Below are 16,954 nucleotides of genomic sequence, written 5' to 3'. Positions count from 1 at the left end.
GCAGTTATTTTTTTGAAAAGGGAAGAATGACAGAGTGAAATCGATCATTCTTCCCGTTTGTAAACTATTTTAATTGGTTGATGGCATTTTCATAAACGCTGATATCCACCAAACCCACATGTTTTTCAACGATGTTTCCATCCTGATCGATAATAAAGGAAGTGGGAATCGCTTCAATTCCACCGTAAGCGGCAGCAATTTCACTGTTTGCATATGCAACAGGATAATTGATGTTCATTGACTTAATAAAACCGGGAACCTCACCAATCGTATTTTGATCATCCACCGAAACACCTATTACTACAACCTTGTCGCCATATTTTTTCTGTAATTCGATCAGATCAGGGATTCCTTTTCTACAGGGCGGGCACCATGTAGCCCAAAAATCCAGAATGACGACTTTCCCTTTATAGTCGGAAAGTTTTACATCCATTCCCCCACCCGCATTTTTAAGTGTGAAATCGGGGGCTTTGTCTGTGCCGGTTCCGGGTGATTTAGCCTCAGGTTGTTCCGTTTTTTTGTTATCTACCGGTTTCGTTTCAGTTTTTTTACTGCATGAGGTAAAAGTCAAGAGCGATACCACGAGCAGGGCTGCCAGTGCAAATTTGATTTTCATTTATAATCTCCTAAAAAGTTGAGATGGTTGGATGAACAAAATTCGATTAAGATTCAATTATTTTTTGACAGTGCTGTCTTTAACCAGAGTGTCTTTTGCCGGTACCTCATTTTTCAGAAGATTTTTCACGCTGTCAGGAGTAATTCCGGGTGGAAAATTGCCGCTTTCGGGCTCTTTTCGTGTGTTGTTCAGAATCAGAAAAAAGATAACCACGACTCCAAAAACGACTCCCTGAATCCAGCTTTTGTGTTTTCTATAGTATGCGAGCCACTCGGGAACAGGTTTTTCAGTCTCTTTTTTCCCGATTTTGCGTTCTTTGTTCTCTTTTGCCATTAACTTCCATTTCGTGAAAATTCTTAAATTGAAGTGTAAAAATAATCTAATTCGTAATCAAAACTATACCCAAAAATAAATATCAGGAACTCATAATATCTTAAGAGCGTTAAGATATAATAAGTAAAATTTCAATAAACAAATAATATCCTGACAAAAGAGAGAAGTTTAGAGTAAAATGCTCATACTGCAAGTGCTGCTTCCCTTCATTTTTGCACCGTTCGTTCCTGTTATTTCAAAAAATATCAGCGGACGGGTCACGGGTATTCTTTTTTCTCTTCTGCCGCTCGGCTTGTTCCTCCTTTTCCTTTTCGATTTCTTCTCGTTGCCTGTCTCAGGATTCCCTCCTGTTGTATATGACTGGATACCTTCGATGGGGGTGGATCTGGCGATGAGGGCTGATGGATTAAGTCTTCTTTTTGGATTGATTATTACGGGAATTGGTGCTGCTGTCTTCCTTTTTGCGGGGAGTTACCTTGGAACCGGAAAAGACACGGTAAAATTCTACATCTATATAATGATCTTCATGGGAGCGATGCTCGGAGTGGTTTTCTCCGATAATCTCCTCCTTCTCTTCATATTCTGGGAGCTTACATCCCTTTCATCATTTCTGCTGATCGGTTTCAAACACAAATACCTCGAATCGAGATATGCAGCGCTTCAGGCATTGCTTGTAACGGGAATTGGTGGTTTGTCACTCCTTGCGTCTGTTATTCTGATTTATCTTTCTGCGGGTACATTTTCGATCTCTGAACTGATAAAAAATCCCGCTTTGATAACGGGAAGCAACAATCTGACTGCCATAATTCTGCTTATGCTCGGCGGGGCATTCACCAAATCCGCACAGTTCCCCTTCCATTTCTGGCTTCCCAACGCAATGGAGGCTCCCACACCTGTAAGTGCTTACCTCCATTCTGCCACGATGGTAAAAGCCGGAGTATTTCTTGTTGCCCGTATGAATCCTGTTTTTGCGGGGATTGGCTTATGGGGAGATCTTCTCCTCTGGTTTGGCGGATATACAATGATTCTGGGTGCATTCCTTGCCCTTAAGCAGACTGACCTTAAACGAATCCTTGCCTACACCACCCTCAGTGTGCTTGGTACACTGATGATGCTAATAGGGTACGGTACGGAACTTGCGCTTAAAACGATGATAATCTATCTCGTGGCACATGCACTCTACAAGGGAACACTTTTCCTGACTGCCGGAGCGATTGATCACTCGACGGGAACGAGGGATGTCCGGATACTGGGAGGACTGGCAAAGAAAATGCCTGTTACCGCCTTTGCCGGAATTGCGGCTGCACTTTCCATGTCGGGTGTAATACCTTTCGTAGGATTTATCGGTAAGGAATATCTCTATGAAAATGCGCTAAAAGGGGAACCCTTTCTCGTTTTTGCTGTTTTCTTCTCGGGTGTTGTGATGGTATTTTCCGCGATTCAGGCGGGTTTTCATCCATGGTTCGGACAGGGAAGTGAAACCCCAAAAGAACCGCATGAAGGTGATTTTACTCTTACTCTTGGCATTGGCGTAACCGCTACACTTGGACTTGTTCTCGGACTTTTTTCCTCATCTCTCCTTTCAGGTATCGCGACAATGGCGGTTTCACCCGTTCTGGGAAGGGAGATCGTGGTAAAGGCGGGGCTTTGGCACGGTTTCAATTTCATTTTCATTCTGAGTCTCGCCACAATTGCTGCAGGTTATGGATTCTACAGGGTGAGGGAAAAGTTTTACCTTCTGCCGCAGGTTTACGGTCCACTTGAGTACCTTATGCCGTCAAAACTTTACGATAAAGCCCTTAAATTTCTGGTACTTACCTCAAAAAAGCAGACCGCATTCTTTCAGAACGGATATTTGCGTTATTATATAATCACAATATTTGCTACAGCAGTACTTCTTGCCGGAGGTTATTTTGTCCTCCACTTCGATGTCGATACAATTTCCATCGATTCCAGGATTGAAGTTTATGAGCTCCTCGTCGGGTTTGTAATGATATTGGGGGCACTTGTGGCAGCACTCGCCAACAGCAGACTGTATGCCGTAACGGGACTGGGTATTACGGGGTTCGGAATGGCAATGATTTTCATTTTGTACGGTGCACCCGACCTCGCTTTGACACAGTTTTCCATCGAGACCCTCTCGGTAATACTTTTTGTGCTTGCACTTTACAAATTGCCCCGGTTCCTTAAAATATCAAATAAAAGCGTCAAGATCAGGGATATTGTCATTGCCTCTGCGGTTGGGATATTCATCACATTTGTTATTCTTGCGGTATATTCCGTTGAACACAGTACAGAACTCAAACAGTTTTTTGCTGAGAAAAGCCTTACTGAAGGGAAGGGGAGAAACATCGTCAATGTGATTCTTGTCGACTTCCGTTCAATTGATACTATGGGTGAGATAACCGTTCTCGGAATTGCTGCAATTGGTATCTACGGACTTGTGAAACTGATCAGGAGGGACGGATAATGCCCAGTTTAATTCTTAGAACTGCATTAAAATATCTGATGCCGGGGTTGTTCCTCTTTTCCCTCTTCCTTCTCTTCAGAGGACACAACGAACCCGGAGGCGGATTTGTCGGCGGGCTTGTGGCATCGGCTGCAATAGTCCTCTATACCCTTTCTTCAGGAGTAAAGGAAGCGGGTGAAATGCTTCGTGTCCCTCCCGTCACTCTGATTGCAACAGGTTTGTTCGTCGCATTTCTTGCGGGTTTTCCCGGCTTGATTGCGGGTGGTGAATTCATGCAGGGAGTATGGCTCGACATGAAAATACCCGTAATCGGAAAGTTTGGCACTCCGGTCCTCTTCGATATGGGGGTCTATCTCCTTGTAACCGGTATGGTAGTGAAAGTGATATTTACGCTCGCAGAGAAAGAGGAGGAGGGCTGATATGGTGCTTTTCCTTGCGATAATCACAGGAGTTCTTACTGCTGTCGGGATATACATGATTCTCAGAAGAAGCATGGTGAAAATGATCATCGGTCTTGCTTTTCTGGGGCATGCAGCCAATCTCCTTATCTTTACCATCGGCAGAATAACAGTCGGGAAGGCAGCTTTTGTACCTGAAGGGCTCGATTCTCCTTTTGAACCTTTTGCCGATCCCCTTCCACAGGCATTGATCCTTACTGCCATTGTAATCGGTTTTGGTGTTCAGGCGTTTCTTATTGTACTTTTCAAGCAAAACTACAAGAGCCTGCAGTCTGACGATCTTGATGACATGAACACAACAGACAGGCTGGGGTGATGGCATGAAACTTCTGATTTTATTACCGCTCCTGATACCGTTTTTTGCCGCAATTCTGACCCTCTTCTTCAGGGAGAGAATTAAGGCGCAAAGGATAATATTCTCTGCATCCTCAGGTTTTGTACTTCTTGTTTCCGTTTTTCTGTTGCAGCATGTCTTTACATCCGGAACTTATGCTGTTCAGGTTGGCGGTTGGGAGGCACCCTTTGGAATATCATTTGTTGTCGATAAATTAGCTGCAATAATGATCGCTATCTCGGGGTTAATGGCTTTTGCCTCCTCGTTTTATGCCTTCGCAACGATAGATGTTGAAAGGGAGAAATTCGGATTTTACACACTCCTTTCCACTCTTTTTATGGGGATCAATGGCAGTTTCCTTACGGGTGACATCTTCAATCTCTATGTCTGGTTCGAAGTGATGCTGATGTCGTCATTCGTGCTGATTTCGCTCGGGGGAACGAAAGCACAGCTCGAGGGAGCGATAAAATATGTAACGCTCAATCTTGTGTCCTCACTCTTTTTCCTTGTTGCAGTCGGAATATTGTATGGAATTGCAGGCACTCTGAACATGGCAGACCTTGCGGTGAAGATTCCTGCGATAAAAGAGCAATGGCTTACAACAACCGTTGCGATCTTTTTTCTGATAGCTTTTGGAATCAAATCGGCGGTTTTTCCACTTTTCTTCTGGCTACCGGCTTCCTATCATACACCTCCCGCAGTCGTTTCCGCAGTATTTGCAGGAATGCTCACAAAAGTTGGTGTATATGCCATGATCCGGGTATTCACCCTGATTTTTGATAACAACACGGAAGTGACACACACAATTCTGCTGGTCATCGCGGGATTCACAATGGTAGTTGGTGTTTTGGGAGCTGCCGCCCAAAATGACATAAGGCGTATACTCTCGTTTCACATCGTCAGCCAGATAGGTTATATGATCATGGGGCTTGCCCTCAATTCTCCCCTCGCCCTTGCGGGTGCAATTTTCTATATAATCCACCACATCATTGTAAAAACGAATCTGTTTCTCGTCGGAGGCATAATCAGGGAGATCAAGGGAAGTTATGCTCTTGACAGACTCGGTGGGGTCTACAAGGCATATCCTCTGCTTGGCTTGCTTTTTCTCGTTCCCGCCCTTTCACTTGCCGGGATACCACCGCTTTCCGGATTTTGGGCGAAATTTTCACTGGTCAAGGCGGGTTTTGCTGCTGAAGCATGGCTGATTACCGGTGTGTCACTTTTTGTCTCAATTCTTACCCTCTATTCAATGATGAAAATCTGGAACGAGGTTTTCTGGAAGGATCTGCCCGAGGATGTTCCTGAGATTGACAGATATCCTTCAATTTCCCGTAATAAAAAAATAATGCTCATTGCTCCCGCTGTGGCTCTGGCACTTTGTACACTCATTATCGGGTTTTATACCGCACCCTTTTTTGCTGCCGCCGCAGAATCTGCAAGGGAACTGTTGAACAAAACTGATTACATCAATTCCGTGCTGAGGTTCAAATGATGGGTAAACTCTCACTCAACATCACTCTTGCGGTTGTCTGGATGTTCCTTTCAGGCAGTTTTGGCATTTTTGCCTTAATTGAAGGACTGGCAGTTGGATTTGGTGTAATATTCCTCCTCGAGAGGGTGATAGGAGCATCAAACTACACAAAAAAACTCTTTAAGGCATTGAATCTGCTTTTCTTTTTTCTGTGGGAATTGATTGTGTCAAATTACAATGTTGCGAAGGAACTTCTGACACCACATTTCCTTTCAGAACCTGCAATTGTAGCAGTGCCCCTTTCTCTAAAAGGTGACTTCGAGATTACCCTTCTTGCAAATCTGATTACCCTCACCCCCGGGACTCTCAGCATAGATGTGTCGCCTGACAGGAAATTTCTCTATGTCCATTTGATGTACGGTGGTGATCCTGACAAGGTAATTGCAGATATCAAGTCAGGTTTCGAAAGAAGGATAATGGAGGTGTTCGAATAATGTTTCTTGAATTTGCTGTCACATACTCTCTGATACTGATCTCACTTTCCATGCTTATCGTATTAATCAGGTTAGTGAAGGGACCTCATACTGCCGACAGGGTTGTGGCTTTGGACCTTACAACCTCCCTCGGAATTGCATTCATCGCGGTTTATTCCATAAAAAGCGGCGAGACCTACATACTCGATGCGGGACTCGTCCTCGGCTTTGTCAGTTTTCTCGGTACAGCGGGATTTGCATATTATCTACAATTACGGAGTAAAAAATGAGCGACATACTCACAGGTGCTTTTCTTATCCTTGGCAGTTTCATTGTCCTTCTTGCCGCTCTCGGTATCGTGAAAATGCCCGATATCTATCTTAGAATGTCGGCTTCAACAAAAGCCTCAACCCTTGGCATCTCCATTATCCTGATTACCACCGGATTCCACTTTGGCACAACGGAAATCATGTCCCGTACCATTCTTATTGTGGTTTTCCTGATGATAACCGCCCCTGTGGCATCCCACCTCCTCGGAAAAGCAGCATATCTTAACAAATTACCTCTCTGGAATACAAAGAGGGATGACTTGGATAAGTTATGAGTTTTTAGTTATGAGTTATTAGTTGAATTAGAGACTCAGGAATTTCCCCGGGTTAGCACAAAATTTCCGGATTAAATCATAATTCATAACTAATAATTCATAACTGATAATTCTCTTAGAGTCTTTTTTTTGGTACATTTAGGGACGGAGATTTTTAAAATTTGAAAAAGGATATCCATGAACTCAAAAGATTATATTGCAATTGAAGAAAAGTTTGGTGCCCATAATTATCATCCGCTGGATGTGGTGATTGATCATGCAGAAGGTGTGTATATGTGGGATGTTGACGGTAAAAAATATTTGGACTGTCTTGCTGCCTATTCAGCGGTAAATCAGGGGCATTGCCATCCCAGAATTGTAAAGGTATTGAAAGATCAGGCAGAAAAGGTTACATTGACCTCAAGAGCTTTCAGAAACAACCAGTTGCCTCTGCTCGCTCAGGAATTGTGCGAACTGACCGGTTATCAGATGATGCTTCCGATGAATTCGGGTGCTGAAGCTGTCGAGACCGCTCTAAAGGCTGCCCGTAAATGGGGACACAAGGTGAAAGGAATTGCCGAAGATAAAGGGACAATCCTCACCTGCACTAACAATTTTTCGGGAAGAACCATCTCCATCGTAAGTTTTTCGACTGAAGAACAGTACAAAGACGGATTTGGTCCTTTTACCCCCGGTTTTCAGAATGTTGAATACGGTAACATTGAATCGCTGAAAGCGGCAATTAATGATGATACCATCGCGTTCCTTATCGAACCGATTCAGGGAGAAGCAGGTATCATAATACCACCCGACGGTTATTTGAAAGAGGCTTTTGACCTGTGCAAAAAACACAATGTACTTTTCATCGCAGATGAAATTCAGTCAGGTCTTGGTCGTTCCGGCAAGCTTTTTGCTTTCCAGTATGAAGAGATTAAGCCTGATGTAGTGATTATAGGGAAAGCCCTTTCAGGAGGCTGTTATCCTGTGTCAGCAGTTCTTTCCGACAGGGAAGTGCTGGGGGTTTTCAATCCCGGTGATCACGGATCGACTTTCGGCGGTAATCCTCTCGGTGCCGCAGTGGCAAGAGAGAGCCTTAAAGTTCTGGTTGAAGAGAAGCTCGTTGAGAACTCATTTGAACTCGGAAACTACTTCCGTGCAGAACTTTCCAAAATCGCCTCATCTCATGTAAAACAGATCAGAGGGAAAGGATTGTTCATCGGTGTAGAGCTGCATGAGTCGTCGGGCGGTGCCAGAAGATTCTGCGAAGCACTCGCTGAAAGAGGAATTTTATGTAAAGAAACACATACTCATGTTATCCGTTTCGCTCCTCCGCTTGTGATTACAAAAGCGGAAATAGATGAGGCTCTCGGTCACATCCGTGAAGTCCTTCTGATGGCATGACAAAAACAATTTTCAATACCGTGAGATATTGATCATTTTTATTCTCAAACATTAAAGAATCGGAATAAGAAAAATGAAACTTTCTGATCTGCTGAAAAAGGAATTCATAATTCCTGAACTCTCAGGTAACACAAAAGAAGAAGTTATTAACCAAATGGTGGATCTTTTTGCTGAAGATCCTCGTGTAAACGATCTCGAAAAAGTAAGAACTTCAGTTTTTGAGAGAGAGAAAATAATATCAACGGGAATTGGCAAAAACTTTGCACTTCCTCACGGCAAGACAGACGCAATAACGGAGATACTCTGTGCATTTGGAAAAGCTTCGCACCCTGTGGAGTATAATGCGCATGACGGTCAGCCCGTTCACCTCGTTTTTCTTCTCGTGGGGAAGGAAAATCTCGTCAGCCTCCACATCAAACTTCTCAGCAGGATATCGAGAATGATGACGAAGGATGAGTTCCGTCGTAAACTGATGGAAGCCAAAACTTCTGACGAAATAATGAATATCTTCAACACCGAAGAAGAAACCTACTACGAAAACCTGTAATCTGACAGAAAACTGATGCCTTTACGCAAGCAAGAGGGTGTCCCAAAGATACCCAAAACACGAAAAAAGACCATCGACAAGATGATGAATACCACTCCGGTGAAAACAGAGGATTCTATCGAATACAAGGCGATGGTTTACTACTACTTCGACAAAGTTCAGAAAAAACAGTTCCATGTGCTGACTATAATGACAGTAAAAGAGTTTGTTTATCTGAACTACGAGATATCGGTGGATGTCAGGAAGGTCAGGAACACTATTGATATAAGCCTGCTTGGTCTTAACACCCGGCAGGCTTATTATGTTCAGGCAGGTCCCGCACGGGTCGACCTCTTTTTTGAAGACCTCTTCGGTAAACACACATTTAATGTTATCAAACAGGATGGCAGTATAAACTCCATTTCAGTTGATTTTAATATCTACAAGAAGGAAATGCTGCTGGTTGAAGATTCGATGCCTGACAAGAAAAACAACAGGCTTTTCTGCGGTTTCCGTCTTGCCCCCGAGTTAAACACTTTTGAAGAGGTTGACAGATAGATGTATCCTGAAATATTGACAATCGGACCCTTTACAGTTCACAGTTACGGCTTGATGCTTGGAATTTCATTCATTGTCGCAAGCTGGATGCTCTCGAAGGAGTTTGAAAGAAGGGGAGTTGATACCAATTTTGCCACTGAAATTACACTACTCGCCATCGTCTTTGGTGTGGCTGGAAGCAAGCTTTTTCACCTGCTGGCTAATCCCGGTGAATTCAGAACCGACCCCGTGGCTGCGATTTTCTCTCCCGGCGGCCTGACATTCCACGGTGGGCTTCTACTCGCCATGCTCGCGATATTCCTCAGGATGCGACAGAAGAAAATCCCGTTCCTCTTTGTGGCTGATGCAGTAGCTCCGGCGCTCGCTCTTGCCTACGGTATCGGAAGAATCGGCTGTCACCTCGCCGGCGACGGTGACTACGGTCTGCCAACCGATCTGCCGTGGGGTACCAATTATGAGCACGGTATTGTAAAACCTTCACTGATGTTCCTCGGCACGGAAGTGGGTAAAGCCTTCCCCGGTGGAATGGTGCCCGACAACACACCGCTTCACCCGACTCCGATCTATGAGTTTCTTCTGATGTGTGTTTTATCATTCGGGTTGTGGAAACTAAGGACAAAAGACTGGCCCACAGGGAAACTGTTTTCAATCTATCTCATTTTTGCCGGTCTCGAAAGATTCATGATCGAATTTATCAGACTGAATCCCAGACTGTTTCTCGGACTAAGTGAAGCTCAACTCGTGGCTCTCGGACTCTTTTTTGCAGGTGCCTGGGGCTTCTACTACTATACAATTCAGAATCCCGACAAGCCAAGGTTTGTTCCACCAGATTCACTGAAACCGAAAAAAGAAGAAAAACAAGCGGCAAAGAAAACCAAAAAGTGAGCGAATCGATCGTTATAGCGGGCAGAAAACCCGTTTTGGAAGCTCTTAAAGCCACTGCCAAAGTTGATATCGTTTTTTTTCAACGCGGTATCAAAGGTGAACTGCTAAAAGAAATTTCGGAACTTGCCGGCAAAAGAAGAATCCAGGTCTCCGAAATTGATGCGAAAAAGTTTGCCGATCTTACCCGCGGACATGAAACCACCCAGGGAGTTGCTGCAAAGGTTCAGGCATTCCAGACGGTCGCACTTCAGGAACTGATTTCGCTCTCCCTTAAAAGGAACAAACTTCTCCTCGCACTCGATTCCGTGCAGGATCCCCACAATCTCGGTGCCATCATCCGTTCTGCTGAATGTGCCGGAGTCGATGGAATCATCGTCACAAAACATGGAAGTGCCCCCTTAAACATCACAGCATTCAAAACCTCGGCAGGTGCCGCCGCACACATGAAAATTGCCGAAGTAAACAATCTCGTGGCTGCCATCGAAGAGTGTCAGAAGGCAGGCTTTTGGTCTCTTGGACTCGCCCTCGAAGACAATCCTCACAAACCCAAAATTGACTACACATCCCCCCTTCTCGTAATCTCCGGCAATGAAGAAAAAGGGATCCGCCGCCTCGTAAAAGACAAATGCGACTTCATCGTCACCATCCCCATGCTCGGTAAAATTCAATCCCTCAATGTTTCTGTCGCCACAGGCGTCACCCTCTTCAATATCCTGAGAGAAAGAGGAATTTGGTAGAAGGATGAAGAGAGAAGGCTGAGGGCTGAAAAATCAATAGCCTGGAAATTCATTCCCAGGTAGAAGAGGATTTTTTTAGGTACGCAGATACACGCGGATTAGACGGATTTACGCAGATGAGTTTTAAAATCTGAAGAGGAGCGACAATCGTCCCGATTGTCCTGTCGACAAAATTAACGACTCAATACACTCCCAATTTCACAAAATCAACCGTATTCCGAAAGACATATAATTATTTCGTAATAGAATCCGAAAAACTTATGATTATTTCGTAATAGAATCCGAAAAACTCAAATATACTGCGGATAGAGAATAAAACAGACTGCGACCTGATGATCAAAAGAACCCTTGTGGCGACATATGGATAAAATAGAACAAAAAAATATTTAAACATTCCACTATGGAAATTTTGGGATTATTATAGAGAAATAATACTACCCACATGTCGCCCGAAGGGCTCAAAATTGTCGGCAGGACAATCGAGACGATTGTCGCTCCTTTTCCGATTTTAGAACTCCATCCGCGTAAATCCGTCTAATCTGCGTGTATCTGCGAACTCTATCCATATGTCGCCCGGAGGGCTCAAAATTGTCGGCAGGACAATCGAGACGATTGTCGCTCCTTTTCAGATTATGAAAACTCTATCCGCGTAAATCTGTCTAATCTGCGTGTATCTGCGAACTCTACCCACATGTCGCCACAAGGGCTCAAAATTGTCGGCAGGACAATCGAGACGATTGTCGCTCCTTTTCAGATTATGAAAACTCCATCCGCGTAAATCTGTCTAATCTGCGTGTATCCGCGTCCCCTTTCAAACCTCAAACCTCAAACCTCAAACTTCAAAATTCAGCTTTTCCACCAGAAGTTTCACATATCTGAAGTCATCGAGGGCATTCCAGTGTTTCATGAAGACGGAGCGAAGAGCTGAGAAATTTTCGTTTTCGGGGTTGATGAGTCCGGGGATGGCGCGGGAGGCAATTTCGGCGGAAGTGACGAATTTTGAAATGATGAATTCTGCATCGGGGTTTTCGACGGAGAGTTTTTGGTAGATTGCGAGATTAGAGTCGTTGATATCTTTAGCTGTCGTACCTTTGTTTGCATAGAAGGTGCAGATATCGAGGTCGGGTCTGTTGAAATTTTTGAATTTTCCCGATTCTTCGATCAGGGAATGAAATTTGTTTGCGGATGCTATTGAGAGATTGAGGAGCTGTCCAAGTCCGGAGGCAACGGGAGGCATGACCTTGTATGTCAGGTAGCAGGCAGCAGCCATGGCACCGGGCCGGCTTCCCTCGAGGGAGAACATACCGATGTTTGGTTTGTCGGTTTTATGATAAGTGTAGGGAGCAGTGTTTGAGAGGGGTTCTCTCAGAGCCTCATCCTTATAGATAACAGCACCGGCACCATATTGCATAAAACCCTGTTTGTGCGGATCGATGGTTATTGAATCCGCTTCTGCAAAATGCTTCATTTGGGTGTATGAATGGAGCGAAATATCTCCTTCCGGATTGAACGGCAGAAGGTTGAAGTAATCATCGAGGATGCATGATCTGAAAAAGCCACCGTAGGCTGCATCGATGTGGAGGTGGAAATTGTATTTCTTTTTAAGTTCGAGAATGCCTTCAATGTCATCGGCGGTTCCGGCACCTGTGGAGCCAAAATTAGCAATAACCATAAGGGGATTGCTGCACTTCTTCAGTCCTTCCTCGAGGGAGTTGAGGCTCATTCTGAAATTACCGTCGACTGCCACTTCCTCGAAGGAGTCGATGCTCAGGATTTTGCAGATTCTTTTCCACGAGTAGTGGGACACCTCCGAGAAGAAGACCCTTCCGTTCCCGTAGTGATCCCTTGCTGCCCAGAGTGCTTCAGTGTTAGCGAGGGAGCCGCCGCTTGCGAGGTGCCCCCAGCCTGTTTTGAACCCGCACATCTTCAGAAGTGTATCCGTTACTTCGAGTTCCATCTCTGTGGTAACGGGACCTCCCTCCCAGGCGTGATTGTTGGGATTGGAAAGGATAAATGCCAGATACCCAAGAACTGAGGGGATTGTCGGGTCCTTCAGCATCTGAGCGGAATAGCGGGGATGGAAATAAGGGAGATTTTTCTTTTGGAGATCGAGAAATTTATCCAGTTCTGAAATCAATGACTGCGACGCCCGTGACTCCGTAATAAGAGAGGTGTCTTCAGGGAAGGCGGATTTCCTTATTGCATCGTGACTGTCCACCACTTTGAGTAGAAGCTCCTTGAAAAGGGGTGTGTTTTCGGCTTTGGGTCCAAGGAAAATTCCGAGCAGGTCATTGATTTCGTTTTTCATCATTTCGTCAGTTTAAATTTTGCGTAGATTGCGAAATGGTCGCTGTAACCGCCGAGATATTTTTTCCCGCCGAATGTGGGGAGAGATGAACCCTCGTACTTGCCCCCTTTTTGCTGAATAAATTCGGGATTAAAAATGCCGTAGGAGTCGCAGACATAGCCATTGTTGGCGAGATTTCCCGAGATAATCATCTGATCGATCATGTTCCACTGCCCCTGATATTTATAGGAACCTTCGCCCTTGCTCTTCTTTGTCGCAGCGATGTTATAGAGTTGATCGCCTTTTACGGGTGACTCGACGGGGCATTTGAGTTCGGGAGCCTTCAGGTTTTCAACGATTGACTTATCTGCCGGTTCGTCATTAAAATCGCCCATTATGATAATATTTGCCGAGGGATCCTCTTTCAGAACTTTATCAGTTTCTGTTTTCAGGCGAAGTGCGGCTGCAATTCTGTTGCCTTCCGACTCATCCGAACCGCCTCTTCTTGAGGGCCAGTGGTTTTCGAAGAAGTGAAATGTTTTTCCGTTTTCTGCGAGAAGTGTTGCATGGAGGATTGAGCGTGTGGGCCAGTTGTTCGGCAGGGTTACCACAGCCGTGTCTGACTTCACCATAGTGAAGAGAGCCTTATCGTACACCAGCGCCACATCGATACCCCTTCCGTCCGGGGATTCATAATGAATGATTTCGTAATTCTTACTCCCCTTAAGACGGGCGAGAAGATCACGAATTACACCAAGATTTTCGACTTCCACAAGCCCCAGAACATCGGGACCTTTGCCGTCGTTCATCGCGTCGATAACACGGGCGAGATTTTTAAGTTTGGTCGTATATTTTTCGGTATCCCATTTTGATTCCGCTCCGGGAAGGAACTGTGCATCGTCGATCGTGGGATCGTCTATTGTATCAAAAAGGTTTTCGACATTGTATGATGCCACAAATATCGACTTTTCAGGACTCTGGCTTGAAGCGGAAAAGTGAACCAGAAACAGAACGGCGATGAATATTTTGAGAGTTTTCATTTTGCTTAAAATTTATTGAATAAAGTATTTAAATATAATCTTTTCCAAAATTCCCGATTTGGTTAAAATTGTTACAATTGTCTGTATTACAAGGAATGAGGGGAAGTTGTTTCATATATTTGAGATTAAAAATTTAAAGAAGTTTATGGCAAGAAGTTTACTGGTTACGACCCCGCGGGGGCTTTACTCCCCTCAGGGGGATTTTTATGTTGACCCGCACGGATTCGTCGACAGGGCAGTAATTTCCCATGGTCACAGCGATCACGCGAGAAGAGTTGCGAAGAGTTTCCTTGCTCATAAAGATTCAAAACAGATTCTAAAAACGAGGCTCGGCAGCGACATTTCGCTCGAAACACTGGAATATGGAGAGGAAATCAGGATAAACGGAGTGACTGTTTCGCTCCATCCGGCGGGACATCTTTTGGGTTCCTCTCAAATCAGACTTGAATACGGGGGAAATGTGACCGTGTTCACGGGAGATTTTGGAACCACCGATAACCCGACCTGTGCCCCGTTTGAGCCCGTGAAATGCGATACCTTTATTACCGAATCGACTTTTGCCCTGCCGGTTTACGATTGGGACGATCCAAAAAACATCTCGAAGCAGATAGATGATTGGTGGGCGAGGAACAAAAAGGATGGAATAACCTCCCTCCTTTTGGGTTATTCTCTCGGAAAGGCTCAGCGGCTGCTGGCATCGTTAAATCCCGAAACCGGACAGATTTATGTAACCAGTCCTGTAGATGAAATGAATCGCTGCTACCGTGAGGCGGGTGTATGGTTGCCTGATACACTTCCGGTAGAGAGGCTTGCAGGTAACCGGATTGAACCGGGTTCCATCGTGGTTGCACCTCAGGCAAACGGTACGGAAGCGTGGCTTGCCGGAACCGGAGAATATACCACCGCATTCGCATCGGGCTGGATGATGGTTCGAGGGAGAAGAAGAATGGGAAACATCGGTCGGGGGTTTGTCCTCTCGGATCATGCAGACTGGAAAGGACTTCTACGGGCTGTGGAGGCTACGGGTGCGGAGAAGATACTTGCAACTCACGGCTTCTCGCAGCAGTTCACCCGGTATCTTAGAGAAATTGGATATGACGCTGAACCCTTGGAGACGGCTTTTTCGGGTGACTCTGGGTATGCGGGGGAGATGACAGCGTGAGAGAGTTTGCAGAACTTTTCAGAGACCTCGAAGAGACCACAAGCAACAACGGGAAGCAGGAAGCCCTCTTGAAATTCTTTTCAACAGCTCCCGAAAAAGATCAGATTTATGTAGTTGCCTTCCTTTCGGGTAACAGACCCAAAAGAGCGGTTAAAATTTCCGGTTTGAGAGCGTGGGGAGCGGAAGCTGCGGCAATTCCTCTTTGGCTCTTTGAAGAATGTTATGAAAATGTTGGCGATCTGGCTGAAACCATTTCTCTGTTGGTAAAAGGAGGCGGGACGGGGCGCGGGAAGAGTCTGACGGATTGGGTGGAGGAGGTGATACTTCCTTTGGGAAAAATGACGAACGAAGAGCAGAAGGAAGCTATTGTTGCAGCATGGCTGTCGCTTGGGAATGATGAGAGGTTTATCTTTACAAAGCTGATATCGGGTGGATTCAGAATCGGTGTCTCCACACAAACCATCGTGAAAGCTCTCTCTGCGCATACAGGGATCGACCAGAATGTCCTTACGCACCGCCTGATGGGGAAGTGGCAACCAACTCTTGAGTTTTACAGATATCTTGTTTCAAAAGATGATGAATCGGGGGATATCAGCAGGCCTTATCCTTTTTGTCTGGCACACCCTCTTGATATTCCTCATGAAAGTCTCGGAGACCCGGGGCTTTGGATTGCGGAATGGAAATATGACGGAATCAGAGCTCAACTCATCAAAAGGAAAGGGGAAGTCTTTATCTGGTCGAGAGGGGAGGAGATAATTAATGATCAGTTTCCCGAGATTGCTGAAGCGGCGAAATCACTCCCGGATGGTACCGTGCTCGACGGAGAGTTGCTGGTGTGGGAGGACGGGTCTCCGCAGTCCTTTGCCAAAATGCAAAAAAGGATCGGCCGGAAAACCGTCTCGCAGAAAATGATAAAGGAATACCCCGTCTCATTCGTCGTTTTTGATATTCTTGAATTTTCGGGCGAAGATATTAGAAACGAAAAACTCACTGAAAGAAGAAAAAAACTGGAGGTACTTCTTAAAGGCGGCAGTTCAGAGAGGATTATTCTGTCACCTGTCATTCAATTTTCTGATTTTGGAGAGCTTGATGAATTGCGTTCCCGTTCACGCGAAAGATCGGTTGAAGGGGTGATGCTGAAACGGCTCAATTCCCTTTATCAGGCAGGCAGAAAAAGGGGTGACTGGTGGAAGTGGAAAGTTGATCCCATAACTGTTGATGCCGTTTTACTCTATGCCCAGGCGGGTCATGGAAGGAGGGCAGGGCTTTTTACTGATTACACTTTCGCAGTTTGGGATAACGGAAGGCTTGTTCCTTTTGCCAAAGCATATTCAGGACTCACAGATGAGGAAATTGTTGAAGTGGACAAATTTGTGAAGCAAAACACGATCGAAGAGTTTGGTCCCGTCCGGTCAGTTACCCCAAAACTGGTTTTTGAGATAGCATTTGAGGGGATTCAACTTTCGAGCCGCCACAAATGTGGAATAGCTGTAAGATTCCCGAGGATAGCGAGGTGGCGGAAAGACCTCTCGATAAAAGATGCTGATTCTCTCGGGCAAATAAAAAAACTTGTATCTCCGGGAACTATGTAGTAACATTAAATGTTTTAACATATATTAC

General features: G+C 45.1%; 18 protein-coding genes. 14 read left to right on the top strand and 4 right to left on the bottom strand.

Annotation, left to right across the window (positions count from 1 at the left end; translation table 11 throughout):
- Nucleotides 1–64 precede the first annotated feature (64 nt).
- A complete protein-coding gene (locus tag LCH52_00550; GenBank protein MCA0386960.1) occupies nucleotides 65–616 on the bottom strand; it encodes a TlpA family protein disulfide reductase in 552 nt (183 codons plus the stop codon).
- Nucleotides 617–673: 57 nt separating this feature from the next.
- On the bottom strand, nucleotides 674–949 hold the full coding sequence (locus LCH52_00545) for a hypothetical protein (protein ID MCA0386959.1): 276 nt from the start codon (nucleotides 947–949) through the stop codon (nucleotides 674–676).
- A gap of 178 nt (nucleotides 950–1,127) precedes the next feature.
- On the opposite strand from LCH52_00545, the gene LCH52_00540 reads away from it, so the two are divergent.
- The 12 genes from LCH52_00540 (at nucleotide 1,128) to rlmB (ending at nucleotide 10,845) form a co-directional block, all read left to right on the top strand.
- Nucleotides 1,128–3,419: a DUF4040 domain-containing protein gene (locus tag LCH52_00540; protein ID MCA0386958.1), complete on the top strand. Its 2,292-nt coding sequence runs from the start codon at nucleotides 1,128–1,130 to the stop codon at nucleotides 3,417–3,419.
- Nucleotides 3,419–3,838 carry a Na+/H+ antiporter subunit B gene (locus tag LCH52_00535; GenBank protein MCA0386957.1) on the top strand — a complete coding sequence of 140 codons (420 nt, stop codon included), beginning with the start codon at nucleotides 3,419–3,421 and terminating at the stop codon, nucleotides 3,836–3,838. Before LCH52_00540 ends, LCH52_00535 begins: the two co-directional genes overlap by 1 nt.
- A gap of 1 nt (nucleotide 3,839) precedes the next feature.
- The gene (locus tag LCH52_00530; protein MCA0386956.1) at nucleotides 3,840–4,193 is read left to right on the top strand and encodes a Na+/H+ antiporter subunit C; all 354 of its coding nucleotides are present in this window, start codon (nucleotides 3,840–3,842) and stop codon (nucleotides 4,191–4,193) included.
- 4 nt (nucleotides 4,194–4,197) lie between these two features.
- Nucleotides 4,198–5,703, top strand: coding sequence for a Na+/H+ antiporter subunit D (locus LCH52_00525; GenBank protein ID MCA0386955.1), 1,506 nt, complete (start codon nucleotides 4,198–4,200; stop codon nucleotides 5,701–5,703).
- On the top strand, nucleotides 5,700–6,176 hold the full coding sequence (locus LCH52_00520) for a Na+/H+ antiporter subunit E (GenBank protein ID MCA0386954.1): 477 nt from the start codon (nucleotides 5,700–5,702) through the stop codon (nucleotides 6,174–6,176). Before LCH52_00525 ends, LCH52_00520 begins: the two co-directional genes overlap by 4 nt.
- On the top strand, nucleotides 6,176–6,445 hold the full coding sequence (locus tag LCH52_00515; GenBank protein MCA0386953.1) for a cation:proton antiporter: 270 nt from the start codon (nucleotides 6,176–6,178) through the stop codon (nucleotides 6,443–6,445). The genes LCH52_00520 and LCH52_00515 overlap by 1 nt, the downstream gene beginning before the upstream one ends.
- On the top strand, nucleotides 6,442–6,759 hold the full coding sequence (gene mnhG, locus LCH52_00510) for a monovalent cation/H(+) antiporter subunit G (GenBank protein MCA0386952.1): 318 nt from the start codon (nucleotides 6,442–6,444) through the stop codon (nucleotides 6,757–6,759). The genes LCH52_00515 and mnhG overlap by 4 nt, the downstream gene beginning before the upstream one ends.
- Before the next feature lie 177 nt (nucleotides 6,760–6,936).
- Nucleotides 6,937–8,139 (top strand): ornithine--oxo-acid transaminase, encoded by a 1,203-nt coding sequence (gene rocD, locus LCH52_00505; GenBank protein ID MCA0386951.1) that lies wholly within the window; start codon nucleotides 6,937–6,939, stop codon nucleotides 8,137–8,139.
- 73 nt (nucleotides 8,140–8,212) lie between these two features.
- The gene (locus LCH52_00500) at nucleotides 8,213–8,686 is read left to right on the top strand and encodes a PTS sugar transporter subunit IIA (protein MCA0386950.1); all 474 of its coding nucleotides are present in this window, start codon (nucleotides 8,213–8,215) and stop codon (nucleotides 8,684–8,686) included.
- 15 nt (nucleotides 8,687–8,701) lie between these two features.
- Nucleotides 8,702–9,223: a hypothetical protein gene (locus LCH52_00495; GenBank protein MCA0386949.1), complete on the top strand. Its 522-nt coding sequence runs from the start codon at nucleotides 8,702–8,704 to the stop codon at nucleotides 9,221–9,223.
- Nucleotides 9,224–10,108 carry a prolipoprotein diacylglyceryl transferase gene (locus LCH52_00490; GenBank protein MCA0386948.1) on the top strand — a complete coding sequence of 295 codons (885 nt, stop codon included), beginning with the start codon at nucleotides 9,224–9,226 and terminating at the stop codon, nucleotides 10,106–10,108.
- Nucleotides 10,105–10,845 carry a 23S rRNA (guanosine(2251)-2'-O)-methyltransferase RlmB gene (rlmB, locus tag LCH52_00485; GenBank protein ID MCA0386947.1) on the top strand — a complete coding sequence of 247 codons (741 nt, stop codon included), beginning with the start codon at nucleotides 10,105–10,107 and terminating at the stop codon, nucleotides 10,843–10,845. Before LCH52_00490 ends, rlmB begins: the two co-directional genes overlap by 4 nt.
- Nucleotides 10,846–11,677: 832 nt before the next feature.
- Here the strand turns inward: rlmB and LCH52_00480 are convergent.
- Nucleotides 11,678–13,153 carry an aminotransferase class I/II-fold pyridoxal phosphate-dependent enzyme gene (locus LCH52_00480; GenBank protein MCA0386946.1) on the bottom strand — a complete coding sequence of 492 codons (1,476 nt, stop codon included), beginning with the start codon at nucleotides 13,151–13,153 and terminating at the stop codon, nucleotides 11,678–11,680.
- Entirely contained in the window at nucleotides 13,153–14,172 is a 1,020-nt protein-coding gene (locus LCH52_00475) for an endonuclease/exonuclease/phosphatase family protein (GenBank protein MCA0386945.1), read from the bottom strand. Before LCH52_00475 ends, LCH52_00480 begins: the two co-directional genes overlap by 1 nt.
- A gap of 145 nt (nucleotides 14,173–14,317) precedes the next feature.
- On the opposite strand from LCH52_00475, the gene LCH52_00470 reads away from it, so the two are divergent.
- Nucleotides 14,318–15,334: a ligase-associated DNA damage response exonuclease gene (locus LCH52_00470; protein ID MCA0386944.1), complete on the top strand. Its 1,017-nt coding sequence runs from the start codon at nucleotides 14,318–14,320 to the stop codon at nucleotides 15,332–15,334.
- Nucleotides 15,331–16,926, top strand: coding sequence for an ATP-dependent DNA ligase (locus tag LCH52_00465; protein MCA0386943.1), 1,596 nt, complete (start codon nucleotides 15,331–15,333; stop codon nucleotides 16,924–16,926). Before LCH52_00470 ends, LCH52_00465 begins: the two co-directional genes overlap by 4 nt.
- The last annotated feature ends 28 nt before the right edge of the window (nucleotides 16,927–16,954 follow it).

It is taken from the genome of Bacteroidota bacterium (genome assembly GCA_020161395.1).
Lineage (GTDB): Bacteria > Bacteroidota > Ignavibacteria > Ignavibacteriales > Ignavibacteriaceae > UTCHB3.
This window is presented reverse-complemented; position numbering and strand designations above follow the sequence as displayed.